16 protein-coding genes, 1 tRNA gene and 1 pseudogene are annotated in these 18,043 nt (G+C 60.2%); 9 read left to right on the top strand and 9 right to left on the bottom strand.

Annotated elements, in window-relative coordinates:
• Positions 1-118 precede the first annotated feature (118 nt).
• From uca to AB4N85_RS01725, 7 genes are all read left to right on the top strand, one after another.
• Entirely contained in the window at positions 119-3,754 is a 3,636-nt protein-coding gene (gene uca, locus AB4N85_RS01755; protein ID WP_252868938.1) for an urea carboxylase, read from the top strand.
• A gap of 25 nt (positions 3,755-3,779) precedes the next feature.
• Positions 3,780-5,552, top strand: a complete 1,773-nt coding sequence (atzF, locus tag AB4N85_RS01750) for an allophanate hydrolase (RefSeq protein ID WP_460066713.1) — start codon at positions 3,780-3,782, stop codon at positions 5,550-5,552.
• A gap of 281 nt (positions 5,553-5,833) precedes the next feature.
• Positions 5,834-7,321, top strand: a complete 1,488-nt coding sequence (locus AB4N85_RS01745; protein ID WP_041478881.1) for a sensor domain-containing diguanylate cyclase — start codon at positions 5,834-5,836, stop codon at positions 7,319-7,321.
• On the top strand, positions 7,314-7,544 hold the full coding sequence (locus AB4N85_RS01740; RefSeq protein WP_460066709.1) for a cysteine-rich CWC family protein: 231 nt from the start codon (positions 7,314-7,316) through the stop codon (positions 7,542-7,544). The genes AB4N85_RS01745 and AB4N85_RS01740 overlap by 8 nt, the downstream gene beginning before the upstream one ends.
• 33 nt (positions 7,545-7,577) lie before the next feature.
• Complete coding sequence (locus AB4N85_RS01735) at positions 7,578-8,270, top strand: pseudouridine synthase (RefSeq protein WP_460066706.1); 693 nt, start codon at positions 7,578-7,580, stop codon at positions 8,268-8,270.
• Positions 8,271-8,586: 316 nt separating this feature from the next.
• Positions 8,587-9,471 (top strand): alpha/beta fold hydrolase, encoded by an 885-nt coding sequence (locus tag AB4N85_RS01730; RefSeq protein ID WP_236167986.1) that lies wholly within the window; start codon positions 8,587-8,589, stop codon positions 9,469-9,471.
• Between the two features lie 157 nt (positions 9,472-9,628).
• Positions 9,629-9,702 (top strand) — tRNA-Gly (locus AB4N85_RS01725).
• A 145-nt stretch (positions 9,703-9,847) separates the two neighbouring features.
• Here the strand turns inward: AB4N85_RS01725 and AB4N85_RS01720 are convergent.
• Together AB4N85_RS01720 and AB4N85_RS01715 are read right to left on the bottom strand one after the other, a co-directional pair.
• Entirely contained in the window at positions 9,848-11,131 is a 1,284-nt protein-coding gene (locus AB4N85_RS01720) for a type II toxin-antitoxin system HipA family toxin (protein WP_095180587.1), read from the bottom strand.
• Positions 11,131-11,427, bottom strand: coding sequence for a helix-turn-helix domain-containing protein (locus AB4N85_RS01715; RefSeq protein WP_095180586.1), 297 nt, complete (start codon positions 11,425-11,427; stop codon positions 11,131-11,133). Before AB4N85_RS01715 ends, AB4N85_RS01720 begins: the two co-directional genes overlap by 1 nt.
• Positions 11,428-11,726: 299 nt before the next feature.
• Between AB4N85_RS01715 and AB4N85_RS01710 the strand changes: the two genes are divergently transcribed.
• Positions 11,727-11,936, top strand: a complete 210-nt coding sequence (locus AB4N85_RS01710; RefSeq protein ID WP_081932519.1) for a transcriptional regulator — start codon at positions 11,727-11,729, stop codon at positions 11,934-11,936.
• Positions 11,937-12,000: 64 nt separating this feature from the next.
• Here AB4N85_RS01710 and AB4N85_RS01705 read toward each other — a convergent pair whose 3' ends face one another.
• Both AB4N85_RS01705 and tam read right to left on the bottom strand, forming a co-directional pair.
• Complete coding sequence (locus AB4N85_RS01705) at positions 12,001-12,360, bottom strand: DUF6124 family protein (RefSeq protein WP_252868935.1); 360 nt, start codon at positions 12,358-12,360, stop codon at positions 12,001-12,003.
• A gap of 343 nt (positions 12,361-12,703) precedes the next feature.
• Positions 12,704-13,474 (bottom strand): trans-aconitate 2-methyltransferase, encoded by a 771-nt coding sequence (tam, locus tag AB4N85_RS01700; RefSeq protein WP_095180585.1) that lies wholly within the window; start codon positions 13,472-13,474, stop codon positions 12,704-12,706.
• 176 nt (positions 13,475-13,650) lie between these two features.
• On the opposite strand from tam, the gene AB4N85_RS01695 reads away from it, so the two are divergent.
• Positions 13,651-14,061 carry a low affinity iron permease family protein gene (locus tag AB4N85_RS01695; protein WP_016771301.1) on the top strand — a complete coding sequence of 137 codons (411 nt, stop codon included), beginning with the start codon at positions 13,651-13,653 and terminating at the stop codon, positions 14,059-14,061.
• Between the two features lie 162 nt (positions 14,062-14,223).
• On the opposite strand, the gene AB4N85_RS01690 is transcribed toward AB4N85_RS01695, so the two are convergent.
• The 5 genes and pseudogenes from AB4N85_RS01690 to AB4N85_RS01670 all read right to left on the bottom strand — a co-directional run bounded on the left by AB4N85_RS01690 (position 14,224) and on the right by AB4N85_RS01670 (position 17,867).
• Positions 14,224-14,727 carry a DUF4142 domain-containing protein gene (locus AB4N85_RS01690; protein ID WP_073475791.1) on the bottom strand — a complete coding sequence of 168 codons (504 nt, stop codon included), beginning with the start codon at positions 14,725-14,727 and terminating at the stop codon, positions 14,224-14,226.
• A gap of 153 nt (positions 14,728-14,880) precedes the next feature.
• Positions 14,881-16,230 carry a sensor domain-containing protein gene (locus AB4N85_RS01685; RefSeq protein WP_252868934.1) on the bottom strand — a complete coding sequence of 450 codons (1,350 nt, stop codon included), beginning with the start codon at positions 16,228-16,230 and terminating at the stop codon, positions 14,881-14,883.
• A 75-nt stretch (positions 16,231-16,305) separates the two neighbouring features.
• Positions 16,306-16,944, bottom strand: a complete 639-nt coding sequence (locus AB4N85_RS01680) for a LysE family translocator (protein WP_041478891.1) — start codon at positions 16,942-16,944, stop codon at positions 16,306-16,308.
• Positions 16,945-17,005: 61 nt separating this feature from the next.
• Positions 17,006-17,137: pseudogene (locus AB4N85_RS01675) on the bottom strand (glutathione transferase); the annotation flags it as partial.
• A complete protein-coding gene (locus AB4N85_RS01670) occupies positions 17,136-17,867 on the bottom strand; it encodes a PA3715 family protein (RefSeq protein ID WP_150636484.1) in 732 nt (243 codons plus the stop codon). The pseudogene AB4N85_RS01675 and the gene AB4N85_RS01670, both read right to left, overlap by 2 nt.
• Positions 17,868-18,043 lie beyond the last annotated feature (176 nt).

The raw sequence follows: 18,043 nt of genomic DNA, 5'->3' as shown, positions 1-18,043 counted from the left end.
CAAGCCAGCTCCCACAGGAGTTTGCGGTGAGTTTGAGTGATGTTTTTTCCATCCGGGACGGCCCGGATGTCTGTCGAAAAACAGCGGGACGGCCCGCTCCCCCTTCAGGGGTTATGCCATGTTCGAAAAAATCCTCATCGCCAACCGTGGCGCGATTGCCTGTCGCATCCTGCGCACGATCAACGTGCTGAAGGCCCAAGGCGTCGCCGTGTATTCAGAAGCCGATGCTGCCAGCCTGCACATCTCCCAGGCCGCTGAAGCGCACAGCCTCGGCGAAGGCGCGGCGTCCGCGACGTATCTGGCCGTCGATAAAATCCTCGCTATCGCCAAACAAAGCGGCGCCACGGCGATTCATCCCGGCTACGGATTTCTCTCGGAAAACGCAGCGTTCGCCGAAGCCTGCGAAGCGCAGGGCATCGCCTTCATCGGGCCGACGCCGGAGCAATTGCGGGTGTTCGGCCTCAAGCACACTGCTCGCGCATTGGCCAGACAGCACGGCGTACCGATGCTCGAAGGCACCGACCTGCTCGACAGCCTCGATTGCGCGCTGAGTGCCGCCGAACAGGTCGGCTACCCGGTGATGCTGAAAAGCACCGCTGGCGGTGGTGGCATCGGCATGCGCGTGTGCCGCAGCGCCAGTGAATTGAGCGAATCATTCGAAGCGGTGAAACGCCTCGGTCAGAACAACTTCAGCGACGCCGGGGTGTTCATCGAGAAGTACATCGAACGCGCGCGGCATCTGGAAGTGCAGGTGTTCGGCGACGGCTGCGGTGAAGTCATCGCTCTCGGTGTGCGCGACTGTTCGGTGCAGCGGCGCAACCAGAAAGTCCTCGAAGAAACCCCGGCGCCGAACCTGCCCGAAGGCATGGCCGATGAGCTGTGCGCGGCAGCGATCAAACTGGCGCAAGCGGTGAATTATCGCAGCGCCGGCACCGTCGAATTCGTCTTCGACAGCGCGGCCCAGCGCTTCTATTTTCTCGAAGTGAACACGCGCTTGCAGGTCGAGCACGGCGTCACCGAGCAGGTGTGGGACGTGGACCTGGTGCGCTGGATGATCGAGCTGGCCGCCGGTGATCTGCCGCCGCTGAACGAGTTGTATCAAGGCCTGGAACCGCAGGGCCATGCGATTCAGGCACGTCTGTACGCGGAAGATCCGGGGCGTGATTTCCAGCCGAGCCCGGGCCTGCTGACCGCTGTGCAGTTTCCGCCAGCCAACGGCGTTGAGTTGCGCATCGATACCTGGGTCGAGGCCGGTGTGGAAATCCCGCCGTATTTCGACCCGATGATTGCCAAGCTCATCGCTTGGGCGCCGAGCCGCGAACAGGCTCGCGCCGAACTCCATCAGGCACTGGGCGATAGCCTGCTGTATGGCGTGGAAACCAACCGCGATTACCTGCGGCAGATTCTCCTCGATACTCCATTCGCCAGCGGCCAGCCGTGGACCCGTTGCCTGGAAAATCTGCTCTATCACGCCAACACCTTCGAAGTGCTCAGCGCCGGCACGCAAACCAGCGTGCAGGACTATCCCGGCCGCCTCGGCTATTGGGCCGTCGGCGTGCCTCCGTCGGGGCCGATGGACAGCCGAGCACTGCGTCTGGGTAATCGCCTGCTCGGCAATGAACAAGGCGCAGCCGCGCTGGAAATCACCATGAGCGGGCCGATCCTGCGCTTCAATTGTGACGCGGTGGTCGCGGTGACCGGCGCGCCGATTGCCTTGACCCTTGACGCTGAACCGGTGCCGATGAGCACCGCGCTGCTGATCCCGGCCGGCGCGACATTGCAACTGGGCAGCATCAGCGGCGCCGGCGCGCGCAGTTATCTGTGCCTGCGCGGCGGCGTGCAGGTGCCGGATTATCTGGGCAGCAAAAGTACCTTCACTCTCGGCCAGTTCGGCGGGCATGGCGGACGGGCGTTAAGGGCCGGTGACGTGTTGCATGTGCTGGCATTGACCGAGCGCAGCGCCGGCCAGCAACTGGCCGAACAGCACATCACTGCGCTGCCGAGCGTGCGCCAGATCCGGGTGATCTACGGCCCCCACGGCGCACCGGAATACTTCAGCGAAAACTACATCGCCACATTCTTCGCGACCCAGTGGGAAGTGCACTTCAACTCCAGCCGCACCGGCGTGCGCCTGATCGGGCCGAAGCCTGAGTGGGTGCGTGAGGATGGCGGTGAAGCGGGTCTGCACCCGTCGAACATCCATGACAATCCGTATGCGATTGGTGCGGTGGATTTCACCGGGGACATGCCGGTGATTCTCGGCCCGGATGGCCCGAGCCTGGGTGGGTTTGTCTGCCCGGTGACGGTGATTGAGGCGGACCTGTGGCAGCTGGGGCAGCTCAAGGCGGGCGATAAAATTCAGTTCATCCCGGTCGACCTCGGCACCGCCCGCGATCTCGCCCTGAAATGGGATGCCCCCTGTGGGAGCTGGCTTGCCAGCGATGGTGCCCGATCTGACACCGCATCAACTTCATCGCTGGCAAGCCAGCTCCCACAAGGGATTGTGTCGCCTGTGGTTCTTGAGTTGGGTCAGGGGGATCGGCGGCTTGTCGGGCGGGTTTCTGGCGACACTCATTTACTGCTGGAAATCGGCGAGCCCGAGCTTGATCTGGTCCTGCGCTTTCGCGCCCACGCGCTGATGCAGGCGCTGGAAAGCCAGGCCCTGCATGGGGTGATCGACCTCACCCCGGGCATTCGCTCGCTGCAAGTGCACTACCAGCCCGAGCAACTGCCGCTGGCCGATCTGCTCGGCATCATCGCTGGCGAATGGGACGCGGTGTGCGCCGCCAAGGACTTGCAGGTGCCTTCGCGCATCGTGCACTTGCCGCTGTCGTGGGACGACCCGGCCTGTCAGTTGGCGATCGAGAAATACATGACCACCGTTCGCAAGGACGCGCCGTGGTGCCCGAGCAATCTGGAGTTCATCCGGCGCATCAACGACCTGCCGAATCTCGACGAAGTGCAGCGCACGGTGTTCGATGCGAGCTATCTGGTGATGGGCCTTGGCGACGTCTATCTCGGCGCTCCGGTGGCCACGCCGCTCGACCCGCGTCATCGTCTGGTGACCACCAAGTACAACCCGGCACGCACCTGGACCGCCGAGAATTCGGTCGGCATCGGCGGCGCCTACATGTGCGTGTACGGCATGGAAGGCCCGGGCGGTTATCAGTTTGTGGGGCGCACCCTGCAGATGTGGAATCGCTATCGCGAAGTCGCCGCGTTCGACGGCAAACCGTGGCTGCTGCGCTTCTTCGATCAGATCCGTTTCTACCCGGTCAGCGCCGAAGAACTGCTGCGCATTCGCCGCGATTTCCCGTTGGGGCGCTTCGATCTGAACATCGAACACAGCCAGCTCAACCTCGCCGACTATCAGGCATTTCTCAGTCAGGAAGCCGCGGGCATCAGCGCTTTCCGTGCGCAGCAACAGGGCGCGTTCAAAGCTGAACGCGAGCGCTGGATCGCCAGCGGCCAGGCGCATTTCGACAGCGAAGAAGCCGTGCCTGACGCCAGCGAAGAAGCACCACTGGAAAACGGTGAACACAGCGTCGACAGCCACATCGCCGGCAATCTCTGGCAGGTGCAGGTCGAGGCCGGCCAGCGTGTCGCGGCCGGCGATGTGCTGGTGATTCTCGAGTCGATGAAGATGGAAATCCCTGTGCTCGCGCCGCTGGCCGGTGTGGTGCGAGAGATCCGCGTGCAACCCGGTTCGGCGGTGCGCGCCGGACAACGGGTGGTGGTGCTGGAACTCGACTGAAGCCATTTTTTATAAGGATCAACCGATGAATCTGCAACTCGATGCACTGCGCCAGGCCTATCGCAATGGCGACACCACACCGCGCCAACTGCTGCTGCAATTGCGCGAAAAAGCCGCTGCGCTGAATCCCGACTATCACCTGTTCATTCACTTGCTCTGCGTCGATGAACTGGAGCCGTATCTGGCCGCCCTCGACGGTCGTGACCTCGACAGTCTGCCGCTGTATGGCGTGCCATTCGCGATCAAGGACAACATCGATCTGGCCGGCATTCCCACCACAGCCGCGTGCCCGGCGTTCGCCTATGTGCCGCAGCAGTCGGCGACCATCGTCGAGCAACTGTTGGCGCTGGGGGCGATCCCGCTGGGCAAGACCAATCTCGATCAGTTCGCCACCGGCCTCAATGGCAGCCGCTCGCCTTATGGTGCGTGCCCGAACAGCGTGCTGGCGGAGTATCCGTCCGGCGGTTCCAGTGCGGGTTCATCGCTGGCGGTAGCGCTGGGTGTGGCGAGTTTTGCCTTGGGCACTGACACCGCCGGTTCCGGGCGAGTGCCGGCGGCGCTGAATAATGTGGTGGGATTGAAGGCGAGCAAAGGCCTGATTTCCACCGCTGGCGTGCTGCCGGCGTGCCGCACGCTGGACTGTGTAACCACCTTCACCGCGACCGCCCGTGAGGCCAGTCAGTTGCTGGCGTTGACGGCCAGACACGATCCTCGCGATGAGTACAGTCGAGGCAACCCGGCATGGAATGACGGCTCGGCATTTGGCGCGCCACGGCCGTTTCGCTTCGGCGTGCCACGGGCGCAGGACCTTGAATTTTTCGGCTGCAACGAGGGGCCACAGTTGTTCGCAGCGGCCATCGAACGGCTCAAGGCTTTGGGGGGCGAGGCAGTCGAATTCGATCTGTCGCCGTTTCTCGAAGCAGCGCGTCTGCTCTACGACGGGCCGTGGGTCGCCGAGCGTTACAGCGTCGCCGGTGAGCTGCTGGAGCAGAATCCCGAAGCGGTGCTGCCGGTGATCCGAGCGGTGCTGGCCAAGGCACCGGCAGTGACTGGCGTGCAGACCTTTCGCGCGCAATATCGATTGCAGGCACTGAAGGCCCTCTGCGACGAAGCCCTGGAGAATCTCGACTGCGTGCTGACACCGACCATCGGTCGTCCGGTGACCCTGGCCGAGCTTGCGGCCGAGCCGGTGCTGCGCAATTCCGAACTCGGTTATTACACCAACTTCATGAACCTGCTCGACTACGCCGCCGTCGCCGTGCCGACCGCGTTCATGGGCAATGGTTTGCCGTGGGGCGTGACGTTGTTTGGGCGGGTATTTACCGATCAGTATCTGTTGAGCGTGGCGGATGCCTTGCAGCGCCAGCAGGACAGCGCCCTGCCAGCTCCGGCGAACGCTGCGCGCAACGACCGCGCTCGATTGGTGGTGTGTGGCGCGCATCTGCAAGGGCTGGCGCTGAACTGGCAACTGACCCAGCGTGGCGGGCGCTTGCTGGAAACCACATTCAGTTCGCCGGACTATCGACTGCACGCCCTCGCCGGCGGCCCACCGCTGCGTCCGGGGATGGTACGAGTCAAGGACGGCGGCGTGGCGATTGCCGTGGAGGTCTGGGAATTGCCGAGCAGCGAGCTGGGCTCGTTTCTCACCGGAATTCCGGCGCCGCTCGGGTTGAGCAAGGTGCAACTGGCGGACGGGCGCTGGGAGAGCGGATTTATCTGCGAGCCGTATGGCCTGGAGGGTGCGGTGGATATCAGTCATTTGGGGGGATGGCGGGCGTATCTGGCATCCCGGGGCTGATCCGAAAGCTCGCCCTCACCCTAGCCCTCTCCCCCAGGAGAGGGAACTGACCGAGGTGACTGTCCATCGGTTGCCATTGGCTGATACCGAGTCGATCACAGATTTTCCATCACCCTCAATCCAGCTCCCTCTCCCCCGGGAGAGGGCTGGGGTGAGGGGCTGCGATTTCCCTGACACACCGCTACGTCATATCCCCCGCCATTTCAGGCACAAATCCCGCAGTGTTTTCCCGACCATCCCACTAGAATGCATCCCATCGGGCCACTGCCAACGGATCTGCCATGCCGCTTCGTTCTCCCTTGTACTCGCAACGTTCACTGGTGCTCACGTTGGTCGCCCTGCTCGGCGCCGGGTTTCTCGCCACCTCGCTGTTGAGCTATTTCGCTTCCCGCGAGTCGATCCGCGACAACATCGTCAACACTGAACTGCCACTGACCTCCGACACGGTCTATTCGGAAATCCAGAAAGATCTGGTCCGGCCGATCCTGATTTCCTCGATGATGTCCCGTGACACGTTCATGCGCGACTGGGTGGTCAATGGCGAGCAGAATCCCGAGCAGATGACCCGCTATCTCGACGAGGTCATGACCCATTACGGCGCCTACACGGCGTTCTTCGTTTCCAATGCCACGCTCACCTACTACCACGCCAAAGGCGTGCTCAAGCAGGTCAAAGTCGATGAGCCGCGCGACACCTGGTACTTCCGCGTGCGCGACATGCAGGACCCGTACGAGATCAACGTCGACCCGGATCTCGCCAACAAGGACAACCTGACGTTCTTCATCAACTACAAGGTCTACGACTACCACAACCGCTTCATCGGCGCGGCGGGCGTGGGCCTGACCGTGGACGCGGTGATCAAGCTGATCGACAAGTATCAACAGCGCTATCAACGCAGCGTGTACTTCGTCGACACCTTCGGCCGCCTCGTATTGACCGGCGCAGAAGGTGGTCCGGAAGGCGCGCACATCGGCCAGAGTCTTGGCGAACTGGAGAGCATGAAAAGTCTGGTCAGCCAGTTGCCCAAGCCGCACAGCGGCAGCTACGAATACTCCACCCACGGCCAGGGGCATTTTCTCAACGTGCGTTTTATCCCCGAGTTGAACTGGTACCTGTTCGTCGATAAACGCGAGGACGGCGCGCTGAGCGAGATCCGCCAGTCGCTGTATCTCAATCTGCTGATCTGCCTGCTGGTGACGTTGATCGTGCTGGCCTTGCTCAATCGGGTGATCAAGCGCTTCCAGGCGAAGATCCAGGCGCACGCCACCCTCGACAGTCTCACCGAACTGCCGAATCGACGCGGCTTCGACATCCTCGCTGCGCAAGCGCTGCACGAGGCCCAACGGGAAACCAAGCCGCTGACCGCGTTGCTGCTCGACCTCGACCACTTCAAAGCCTTGAACGACACCTACGGGCACATGGCTGGCGACCAGGTATTGATCGGTTTCGCCCGCGACCTGCAAAGTTGCCTGCGTCACGCCGACATCGTCTGCCGCTGGGGCGGTGAAGAGTTCATCGTTCTGTTGAAAGACACCGACGGCGAGACCGGGCAGAAAATCGCCGAAAAAATCCGTCAACACGTCGAGCAACACGAATATGCCTACGATGGCCACAGCCTGCATCTGACCGTGAGCATCGGCGCCACCACCGTGCAACGCGATGACACCTTGCACACTCTGCTGTCGCGGGCCGATCATGCGATGTACCGCGCCAAGCAAACCGGGCGCAACCGCACCTGCATGGAAATGCCGCACTCGACCTATGCCTGATAACGACGTCAAACCCGACCACTGCCCGGCCTGCGGCGCCCGCAACGATTGCAGCCTCGCCGACCCGCGCACCGCCGACCGCGAATGCTGGTGCTATGGCGTGACCATCGACCCGGCGGTGCTCGACGCGCTGCCGGCCGCGCTGCGCAATCAAGCCTGCCTGTGCCCGCGCTGCGCACAGGTCGAAGCGCAGTTGCGAGCAGACCGGCGGCCGATCCCGTAAGATGCGCGGCCCTTTGTCCGTTGAATCCTGACCATGCGCGTCGACCGCTTCCTCAGCAATCTGCCCCGCTACAACCGTCAGCAGGTGCGCCTGTTGCTGGTGGAAAAGCGCGTGCGGATTGACGGAAAAGTCGTCAGCGACCCGCACAGTGAGGTGCTGGAATTCAGCCGGGTCGAAGTTGACGATGAGGTGCTGCAAAGCGGTAAGCCGGCGCGCTATTTCATGCTGCACAAACCGCCGGGCTGCGTCAGCGCCACCCGCGATCCGCAGCATGCGACCGTGCTCGACCTGCTCGATGAACCGCACAAGGACGATCTGCACATCGCCGGGCGTCTGGATTTCAACACCACCGGGCTGATGCTGATCACCAATGACGGCGCCTGGTCGCGGCGCCTGACGCAGCCGCAAACCAAACTGGCGAAGGTCTATTACGTCGAAACCGAACAGGACATCGACCCGAGCTACGCGCTGAAATTTGCCGAGGGCATCTACTTCGCTTTCGAAGATCTGACCACGCAACCGGCACAGCTTGAGCTGCTCGGCCCACGCTCGGCACGGCTGAGCATCGTTGAAGGCCGCTACCATCAGGTCAAGCGCATGTTTGGGTTCTTCAACAACAAAGTCCTGCGCCTGCACCGCGAATCCATGGGCAAACTGACCCTCGATCACGCGCTAAAACCGGGCGAGTACCGCGCTTTGCGCACCGAAGAGATTCATTTGTTCTAAGCCGGCGACCGCTCAGCCGAAGTTGTCGAACAATTCGCCGACGGCACTTGCGTGATCCTGAGTCCCCTGCTTGAATCAGGACGTCGGCCGAAATGTGACCGATGAGTCACCACATACTTCCAAGAAACTTTTTGTCGGTCGTCTGCCCTCAAGGGCTGCGCCTCAGCCGACAATCTGCCCGCCAATAACAACACCCGTCGACCTGCCGTACCGGATCGACATGGGCCAGCAAATTTCAGGCGTATGCCTACCTGTCACAAAGCTCGTGCAATCTCGATTGCGCGCATACCCGCTTGCTTGCCAGGAGTCTTATGACATGAGGCCAGAAATCGCTGTGCTGGATATACAGGGTCAGTATCGGGTTTACACGGAGTTCTATCGCGCAGACGCCGCAGAAAAGACCATCATTCTGGTCAACGGCTCGATGGCCACGACTGCGTCGTTTGCACAGACCGTGAAAAACCTGCACCCGCAATTCAACGTGGTCTGCTACGACCAGCCCTACGCGGGTCGGTCAAAAGCCCACAACCGGCATGAGAAACATCTGACGAAGGAAGTCGAAGGGCAGATTCTGCTGGAGCTGATCGACCACTTCGCCGCCGAACACGTGCTGTCGTTCTCCTGGGGCGGCGCCGCCACTCTGGTCGCCCTCGCCCAGCGGCCCCGGCGCATCGAAAAAGCCGTGATCAGCTCGTTCTCCCCGGTGATCAATGCGCACATGCTCGATTACCTTGAGCGCGGCGTCGATTACCTCGGCAGCCGCGACGGCGATCGGGTCGGCCATCTGGTCAACAACACCATCGGCAAACACCTGCCGTCGCTGTTCAAGCGTTTCAACTACCGCCACGTCAGCAGTCTCGCCGAGCATGAATACGGACAGATGCATTTTCATATCAACGACGTGCTGCACAGCGATCGCCAGTGCTATCTGAATGCGGCGAAAAAGATCAACGTGCCGGTGCTGTTTCTCAACGGCGAATGGGACGAATACACCGCCGCCGAGGATGCGCGACTGTTCGGCAATCACGTTGCCCACAGCAGCTTCACCACCCTGCAAGCCACCGGACACTTTCTCGACATGGAGCACAAGGCCGCCTGCCGCGACAGCCAGAACGCCCTGCTCGGCTTTCTGAAACCTGCGCCGCAAGCCAGCCGAACGCGCTACTCGTTTGTGCAGGATCAACATGCTTTGGCCATTTGAAACAGCGTCATCGCGGGCAAGGCTGCAAGCTTGAAGTGCCTGTTGCACCGGCGCAGCCCTTGCTCGCGATCGACCGTTTTCTGCGTGGCAAAGCCCTCGCAGAGAAAAGAAAACTTCAAATCCGTGGCCGAGTCTGGTACAAAGTCAGCCGCTCTGAGCGGGTATAGTTTAGTGGTAGAACGAAAGCTTCCCAAGCTTTAGATGAGGGTTCGATTCCCTCTACCCGCTCCACCGAATATTGATCTCGCGTTGTGTTGTCCGACGGGGGATGCAGAAATGAAAAACCGGCCTTGATGGCCGGTTTTTTTGTGTCTGGAAGTTGAAGCGTGTTGGCGGTGAAGAGTTCCAGAGGATCGCTAAGCCCTTCCTCCCCGGATTACTTCTCGAAATCCTGATGCAGCCTCGCCAGTACATTGAAGATCGGTTCCCCGGCTTTGTGCGGGACATTCAATCGAGTGAATACTTTCTTCCAGTCGGCGAGCGCTGCGAGAGTCTGCTCGATGTATTCCTCGGCCTTGAGGTATTTGTAATCCTTGCAGATCTCCATGATTCGCTTGCGCGTAGGCGTGCCGGGAGTGCGGCCACCGAAGTCAGTGGTGTGCTCGCCCATGGCGTTTGCGAAAGTCAGGTCGTATGCCGGGGACAGCGTCCAGGTTTCTTTCTCGCCTTTTTTTTCAGGATTGTGGCAGAGAAAGGCAAAGTTCTTCGCATGGTCGTCATGGTTGTGAGACAGCGCATTGAAGATCATTAACCTGGCCATCTTTTCCACTTCGACGGAGCTTCTGGTCAACACCTGAGTGAGCTTGAGCAGGTTCGGGTAGTCGATGGATGACAATGCGCGGTAGTCCGCGTACATGAGCGCCGAGACGGTCATCATGTGAATCTTGCGCTCGCCGTCGCGGTCGAAGCGCTTGGTTGCGAAGAAACGCTCAACCTCGCCGCCAGGCATCTGCACATCCAGAAGATCCGATTCAGCCATGGTCACTCCGGCGGCACGAGCCATCTCGGCATAGGCGAGTTCAATGCCGCCGGTTTCAATCGGTTCGTACAATGCCCTGAACTTCACGATCCAATGTGCATAGCCCTCGGGCAGGGCATCAAAGGCCGAAATTGCGTGTTTTTTGTCGGCAGACAGCGCCACGATTGCCTTCGGTCGTGCGCCCCCCGGTGAGCCACCGGCCAGTCGCAATTTGGTAAGCACAGCAGGGGTCTCACCCTCTTGAACTTCGATTGAAGCTTCGTAGAGTTGGCAAATATCCAAAGGGCCTGTGAGCTCTGTTTTTTCCGCCTTCGGCTGATATTCAAACGCCCCCATACTGCGCTCGCCCATATAAGCAAGGCGATCAAGCGCTGTGAGGGTAAGGTGGGTGCCGTCACCGAAGGTGCTGTCGAAATATCGATCCATCAGCAGCATGCCCCAGCCGTCAGGCAGTGAATCGGCGAACGGTCCGTGTAGCCCTTCGAAGAGGCTGGTGTTCCTGGCCAACTGGGGCTTTTCGTCCCAAGCCATTGTCAGCGGCGAAAGATTGTAGCCAGTGGCAAGCCAACCCGGATCGTAAGCGAAGTAAATCCCCCGGCCCGCGACTCTGACCAGCTCACCAACCTTGGCGCCCTCTTTCAAAACATCCAGCGCTTCTGTGTGTTTGAAAGGCTTGATCATCAGCGCATCCCTCTCTTGCGCCTGGCATTCTTCAGCTCATCCAGCGAGCTCGGTTGCTCTGGTTTGAACAGCCTGGTCACAGCGTTGAGTTCATCAAGCGCAGTGGCTATCAGGATCAAAGCCTCCAACGTCACGAGGCCGGTCGCTTCGAATCGCTTGATGGTGGATTCGGAAACCCCCGCCTTTTCTGCGAGCGTCTTGCGGGAAAGGTTTTTGGAGAGCCGCAGGATTTTGGCGTTTTCTCCGACATTTCTAGCGATCTCAGCCGGCGAGTGAAGCAAATGCATGAATGACATGGCAAACCCTTCCAATTCTTAAGGATCTTAATAGAGCCATTGTAGCCATCTAACCTCCCTTAAGGATCAGATATGACCATTTTTGAAAAATTTCACTAATTTCGTGGAGCAATAGAGATCTTCTGATTGCTACACAGCTGACATTGAGGATTACGCGGTTGGGTCACGCGTGGCCGCTTTTGTCACCGCGAATCTGACTCTCCGCAATGCAGTCATATTTGGCAACGTAATGATGAACACAGCGTTTGTTGTGCCGTTCAAGATCGCCGCTCATGTGGTTACCAAAGCGGACATCATTTATGGACATCAAACCCATTCGGAGCACTGAAGACTTGTCCGCAGCATTGCTGCGTATCGAGCAGATTTGGGGCGCTGAGATGAACTCGCCGGAAGGCGATGAATTGGAAATTCTCGCTCGGCGGGTGGGCGAGTATGAGGAGCAGCAATTCCCGATTCCCCCTTCCGAGCCCTTTCAAGAGGACAAACCTGGTATTGATCAGCGGTTTTGACGCTGCACTAGCCGAAAAACCGGTCGCAACGACCGGTTACTTTTTACTCGGAAATCAACGCCGGCTAACCCACCGGCACCACATTATCCAACACCTGATTCACCGCCAGCTCGCCCAGCATGACGACCTGGGCGATGCCGAGCAGGGTTTTGCGCTGGCTGCCGTCGAGCAAGGCGGCAAAGTCGCCGAGCATGACGCTGGCCGAGCCGAGGGACTCGCTGGCGTTGACCAATAGCGACTCGGTGTCGGTGCCTGGATTGACCATGAACATGCTGCTGGCCTGGTATGGCGGTGAGCTGGTTTGCGGCGGGATGAGATAGTGGTCGAAAGCGCGTTCGGCGGCTTCGTGGAGTTTTTTCGAATCGAGGGACTCGTACGGAGAAGCCGGATCGGTTTCCGGCGGATTTGGCGTTACCTTGAACATGGAATCTTCCTGTAGTGGTAACTGCAACCATCCCGCTGCTATACGAAAGGGTGGCAGCTGTACGCAAGTTAGCAGACCGGTAGGAAGTCCAAAACCCGGCGCACCCGAGGGTGCCATGCGCACAGCCACCATCAAGTGCAGGCGAAGCCTGACTGGAAGGCACATGTGCAACCGTTGATCAATCCTGGCCGGGCTGCTAAACCCGATCACTGCCCCAGCGAGCCCCTCACCCTAACCCTCTCCCGAGGGAGAGGGGACCGATCGGGTTGTTCTTGCGAGTTACGCCGACCTGAACCAATGCGTCGAACTCACGATAAAAAACGAGCTAGGCGAATGAATATTTTCAGCGGGTCGCAACAATGAACAAACGTGGAAACGGCAACAGCACCGAGCCGTCAGCCAAGGCCGGATAAGCCTTGGCAACTTCCGCCAGATACCGCTGCAGATACTGCGCCCGCTCCTCCTCGGTCAATGGGCTCAGGAATGGAATCAACCCGCTACCCTTGAACCACTCCACCACCCCCGCCGCCCCGTCCCGAAGTTGGTGGTGATAGGTGGTGCGCCACACATCGACCCGCGCGCAGTGCGGCCGCAGCATTGAAAAATACTCACTGGCACTGGCCATGTCGGTGCGCTGCCCGGCAGCGTCTGCGAGCTTGCTCGCCCACGGCCCATTGGCGGCGACTTCACGCATCAAGCGGTGGGACGGTTCGTTGAGGTTGTCCGGCATTTGAATCGCCAGGCTGCCACCGTCTGAAAGCTTGCTCGCCAGGGCTGGCAGCAACGAAGCGTGATCAGGCACCCATTGCAGCACCGCATTGGCGAAGATCACATCGAACGGACCCTCGTCAGCCCATTTGTCGACCTCGGCCACCTGAAACTGCACGTCAGGCAAGCGCTTGCGCGCGGCGGCAATCATGTCCGCCGAACTGTCGAGGCCACTGACGCTCGCATCGGGAAAACGCTGCACCAGCAATTCGGTGGAATTGCCCGGTCCGCAACCAATGTCCACCACCGCCCGGGCCTGCGCGGTGGGTATCGCCGCCAACAGATCACGGGCCGGGCGGGTGCGTTCATCTTCGAAAGCGACGTATTGCTTGGCAGACCAACTCATTGCGTTCTCCTGTCGGGGCATGGCTTGAAACCGGGAAGTGCAGCTGCCCATACCATACAGCGATAAGGCCGATGAGCTCGCCTCGCCTCCGGCGTCCCGCCCGGTTATTTGTAATTAGAATTTTCAGCACAACACCGATGTCTGAATTTCAAGCTCCCAAAACAAGGACTTCCATCATGAAATTCGCAAAGATTGCCCAGAAACTTGCCCTGTGGGCCGGTAGCCCGAAAACGTTCATGGGGGCGTTGATTCTTATCGGGTTGTGGGGCTTGAGCGGGCCGATTTTTGGTTACAACGACACATGGCAGCTGATCATCAATACCTCGACGACGATCATCACGTTCCTGATGGTATTCCTGATTCAGAACACGCAGAACCGCGATACCGACATTCTGCATTTGAAACTCGATGAGCTGTTGCGGGTGAACAAGGAAGCGCAGAACGCGATGCTCGGGCTGGAGGCGCTGGATCTGAAGCAGCTCGAAGCGCTGCGCCGGCATTACCGCGCGCTGGGTGAGAATCAGGTGTTTGATCTTGAGGGGCTTGGCGACAAGAGCAAGCCAAAGCAGGATTTGAATGAGTGCTGAGCAAGTAAACACACCCTGTGGGAGCGAGCCTGCTCGCGAAGATGGCGGGTCAGTCAAAACATCATTGACTGACACACCGCTTTGGCGAGCAGGCTAGCTCCCACAGGGGAAGCATCGCATTTCAACTGAAGGTTTCGCTCGCGCTGCAACAACAAGGCGAAGTTAGCGACTGGCCTGCAACGCTCGAGCTTTCTCCAGATGGCTTTGCAGTTTCGGCAAAGTCTCATCGGCAAACGCTTTGATTTCCGGCACGTCGGTGGTCTGTGCCTGTTGCTCGATCTGGGTGATGGCCTCTTCGGTCGCCTTGACCTGACTGGCGGCGTAAGCCTGATCGAATGTCGCGCCGTCCTTCACTTCCGGCATCAGTTCTTTGGCCTTGTCAGCAAGTTCTTCGCGGGGGGCAACCGGCAGGTCGAGTTTCTTGGCGATTTTCGCCAGATGCTGGTTGGCCGTGGTGCGGTCGTTGATCACAACGATGGTGTAATCCTTGACCTCTTTCGATTCGGTCTTGCCGTGGGCCAGACGACTTGCTTCGATGTCGGCCATGCCTTTGGCGGAGGCATCGTTGATGAATTCGGCAGGCGACTGGGCGAACGCACTGCTGGCGCACAGGCCCAGCAGGGTTGCAAAACTGACGTTACGTAAACGGGTGGCCATCCGGCTCATGGTCGCGCCCTCCTTCGTGGAAAATTCAAACGGGCCGTGATTCGCCCGCAGCTCAAATAGTCGCGGCGGACAATTGTCCGCCTCAATTAGGAATGCTTTGGCGGTCAAAGGTTTAGAAAATCTGCCTGAACCGCGACGAACGGCGCGCTCGCTTCAGCTGCCCAAGGCCCGATGATTCAGGCGTTTGGCCGCATACATGGCTTGATCGGCATGCCGAAACAGCTGCTGTTCTTCTTCGCCGTGTTCAGGAAAGCGCGCCACGCCGATGCTCGATTCGATCCGCAAGTCATGCCCGTCGAGGCGCATGGGCTGCGCCAGCACCTGTCGGATTTTTCCGGCGACACTGTCGGGATCGCCGGCGGCATGCACGCTGTGCAGCAGCACGACGAACTCATCGCCACCGATACGCGCCACCGTGTCGGTTTCACGCACGCAGCCTTTCAGCCGGTTGGCCACGGTTTGCAGGAGCATGTCACCGACGGCATGGCCATGGGTGTCGTTGACCTGTTTGAAGCGATCCAGATCGACATACAGCAGCGCCATGTGGCCGTGCAGGGTTCGCGCATCGGCCAGCGCAGCCCTGAGCCGATCACGCAGCAGTTCGCGGTTGGGCAGTTGCGTCAGTTGATCGTATTGCGCCATGCGTTTGAGCCGCGCGTGCAGTTGCTGTCGTTCGATGGCCGTGGCGACTTGTGCGCAGACGTATTGCAGCAGTTCCTTGTCCTGCTCGGTGTAGCGTTCGCCGCCAGCGAGGCTTTTGACGATCAAGGCGCCGATGGTGCCGTTTTTTGAGCTCAGCGGTACGCCGAGCCAGCAAGGCGCGTTTTGTTCCGCCACCAGCTCAGCAAAATCGGGCGTGGCATCGGCGCTGTCCGGCGTCAGCAACATCGGCTGGCCGCTGCGGATCACTTGCGCGCAGAGCCGTCCGATGACGGTGCCGGGCTGCTCGGGCTGCAATTCGTGATCGTCGACGTGATAGGGAAAATTCAGCTGCGCGCAGTGTTCGTCGTACAGCGCCACGGAAAAATTCAGCGCCGGCAGCCACTCGCCAATCAGCAGATGGATGCGTTTGAACAGCGCCAGCAAATCTTCCGCCGCGTGCGCCGCTTCGGAAATCGCGTACAACGCCGCTTGCCGCGACTCGGCCTGCTTGCGCTCGGTGATATCGCGGGCGACGGCGATGCGCAGTTGATCGACTTCCGACCAGCGCGCCGACCAGGAAATGTGCGCGACGCTGCCGTCCTTGCGCAGGTAGCGGTTCTCGAAATTGTGCTTTGGGTCGCCGCCCATGATTTCGCCCGCGGCCGCGAGGGTGCGCTGGCGATCGGCCGGGTGCACCAGCTCGATCATCGAGCGGCCGATCAGTTCGTCAGGCGTGTAGCCGAAAATCCGCTCGCAGGCAGCGCTGACAAAAACGAAACGGCCCTGTTTGTCGACCGCGCAAACGGCATCCAGCAACAGGTCAATGTAGCTCGCCAGCGGCGCAGGGTTGGGGCTTTGCATGGTTCTACGGGGTGTCCGCGCAGTGCAGCGATTTCAATCATCCATGATCGTGATTGCGCGTCCCTGCCCATTCCATCAAGTCTTGTTCGGCAGCAGCCCCGGCAGCGCGTGCATCAACGCGTTGATGGCGAAGCCGATAAACATCACGCCGCATAAACGCGTGATGAGCAGCTCATGCCGCTGATACACCATGCGCACTCGCTGTGCGCCGACCACGCCGATGAGGATAGCGTAGGCCAGCGCACCGCCGATGAAACTCAGGGCGATCAGTGCAGGTAGCATCGACCAGTTGAGCAGTTCGGCGCGGCTCGACAACAGCGCCGTAAAGGTCGCCACCGCCACCGGATAGGCCTTGGGATTGGTCAGGCCGAAGACGATGCCGTGCCAGAACGGCTGCCGCGCCGCCCCTTGCGCTTCGTCGCCATTGCGGCGTTGGGCACGCACCGCACGCCAGCCGAGCCAGAACAGGTACAACGCGCTGAGCACGCCGAGCACATCGAACGCGGTGCTGCCGATTTCCCGCGCACCGACAATCGCCACCAGCGCGGTGCTGCACCAGATCACATCGCCGAGCAGATGCCCGCACAGAAACCCCGCCCCGGCCCGCCGGCCATGGGCCGCGCCAATCCCGAACACCGCCAGCACGCCCGGCCCGGGCGTGATCCCGTAGATGAAACCCGAAGCCAGAACGGCCAACAGCAATGATGGAGTCATGAGAAACCTGCAAGCGCCAGAATACTTGGCGCAGAGTCTATATCACCGCGATTGAAGCGGATCAGGGTTCGTCGCAGAAACGCATGCCGGAGTACGGTTTCTGCCGACACGTAGCCAGCCGCGATTGCAAATCGCCGACGTGGACTTCCAGCTTGTGCCCGTCGGGATCGAGGAAGTAGAACGACGCGCCTTCAATAGCCTCTCAGATTTTCGGGAACGAAATATTGCTGTCCGTCATAGCGCAACGTGGTCAGCACCGGCTTTTCGTGGGTAGTTTTCGATTCGCAGGTGTCGGGTGGCCCCTCACCGACCAGGCCCATGGTGACTGAGCGGACAATGATATCGGCGTAACCATGGGAACTGGTTTTGCCCATCTCAAGCGTACGCACCGTCTCCGAGCGCTCTCCGGCGCAATTGCCATCCCATTCGCCACTGAAGCTGTAGGCGACCAAGCGATCCAGCACCGGGCGCAGTTTGTCGCCCTCTTTCACGTAGAGCGACAGCAGGGTTTCATCCAGCGGATTGACGCGTGACGAGCCTTTGAAATGGGCGCGAACGCCGAAGGCACGGAGGTCGGGCGTGAGTTTATAACGCGCCGTATCCAGCTCCAGACTCTCCAGCGCGATGGCATCGGAGAGAAACGCCGACCGCTGATGATAGGTCGCCAGCGGTTTGGGGCTGCCGGCCGTGATGATAGCCAGATCCAGATCGTACGAGCCCACGCTGCCGTCATGGCCATAGACCGGATCGGGCACGAACGTCGATAGCGCGATAATCGTCAGCGACGGATAAGCCGGCCATTCTTTGCACAGCGAGAAATCCGCTTCCGCGCTGACCGCCGGCGGTGTGCAATCGGCCCAGGCCTGCCCAGCCATGAACCACCCGCAGAGCGCTGCGCTGATCCATACTGACTTCACTGTCATTTCCTGCTCCTTGAAGATATTTCCAGGCGCGCACTATCCCTTTCTGCATCGGAGGATTCAACAGATCTGGCCAGCGAATCTGCTCATGTGTCTGAAGTCGGAATTCGCGAGCAGGCACGCTCGCACAGGAAAGCGCATTCCAAAGTGGGAGCGAGCCTGCTCGCGAAGGCGTCATC

The organism is Pseudomonas sp. H1_G08 (assembly GCF_054681355.1).
This window is presented reverse-complemented; position numbering and strand designations above follow the sequence as displayed.

Excerpts from the sequence above, each read along its gene's own strand:
- uca (WP_252868938.1), top strand. The coding sequence starts at position 119 with ATGTTCGAAAAAATCCTCATCGCCAACCGTGGCGCGATTGCCTGTCGC.
- atzF (WP_460066713.1), top strand. The coding sequence starts at position 3,780 with ATGAATCTGCAACTCGATGCACTGCGCCAGGCCTATCGCAATGGCGAC.
- AB4N85_RS01745 (WP_041478881.1), top strand. The coding sequence starts at position 5,834 with ATGCCGCTTCGTTCTCCCTTGTACTCGCAACGTTCACTGGTGCTCACG.
- AB4N85_RS01740 (WP_460066709.1), top strand. The coding sequence starts at position 7,314 with ATGCCTGATAACGACGTCAAACCCGACCACTGCCCGGCCTGCGGCGCC.
- AB4N85_RS01735 (WP_460066706.1), top strand. The coding sequence starts at position 7,578 with ATGCGCGTCGACCGCTTCCTCAGCAATCTGCCCCGCTACAACCGTCAG.
- AB4N85_RS01730 (WP_236167986.1), top strand. The coding sequence starts at position 8,587 with ATGAGGCCAGAAATCGCTGTGCTGGATATACAGGGTCAGTATCGGGTT.
- AB4N85_RS01720 (WP_095180587.1), bottom strand. The coding sequence starts at position 11,131 with ATGATCAAGCCTTTCAAACACACAGAAGCGCTGGATGTTTTGAAAGAG.
- AB4N85_RS01715 (WP_095180586.1), bottom strand. The coding sequence starts at position 11,427 with ATGTCATTCATGCATTTGCTTCACTCGCCGGCTGAGATCGCTAGAAAT.
- AB4N85_RS01710 (WP_081932519.1), top strand. The coding sequence starts at position 11,727 with ATGGACATCAAACCCATTCGGAGCACTGAAGACTTGTCCGCAGCATTG.
- AB4N85_RS01705 (WP_252868935.1), bottom strand. The coding sequence starts at position 12,360 with ATGTTCAAGGTAACGCCAAATCCGCCGGAAACCGATCCGGCTTCTCCG.
- tam (WP_095180585.1), bottom strand. The coding sequence starts at position 13,474 with ATGAGTTGGTCTGCCAAGCAATACGTCGCTTTCGAAGATGAACGCACC.
- AB4N85_RS01695 (WP_016771301.1), top strand. The coding sequence starts at position 13,651 with ATGAAATTCGCAAAGATTGCCCAGAAACTTGCCCTGTGGGCCGGTAGC.
- AB4N85_RS01690 (WP_073475791.1), bottom strand. The coding sequence starts at position 14,727 with ATGAGCCGGATGGCCACCCGTTTACGTAACGTCAGTTTTGCAACCCTG.
- AB4N85_RS01685 (WP_252868934.1), bottom strand. The coding sequence starts at position 16,230 with ATGCAAAGCCCCAACCCTGCGCCGCTGGCGAGCTACATTGACCTGTTG.
- AB4N85_RS01680 (WP_041478891.1), bottom strand. The coding sequence starts at position 16,944 with ATGACTCCATCATTGCTGTTGGCCGTTCTGGCTTCGGGTTTCATCTAC.
- AB4N85_RS01670 (WP_150636484.1), bottom strand. The coding sequence starts at position 17,867 with ATGACAGTGAAGTCAGTATGGATCAGCGCAGCGCTCTGCGGGTGGTTC.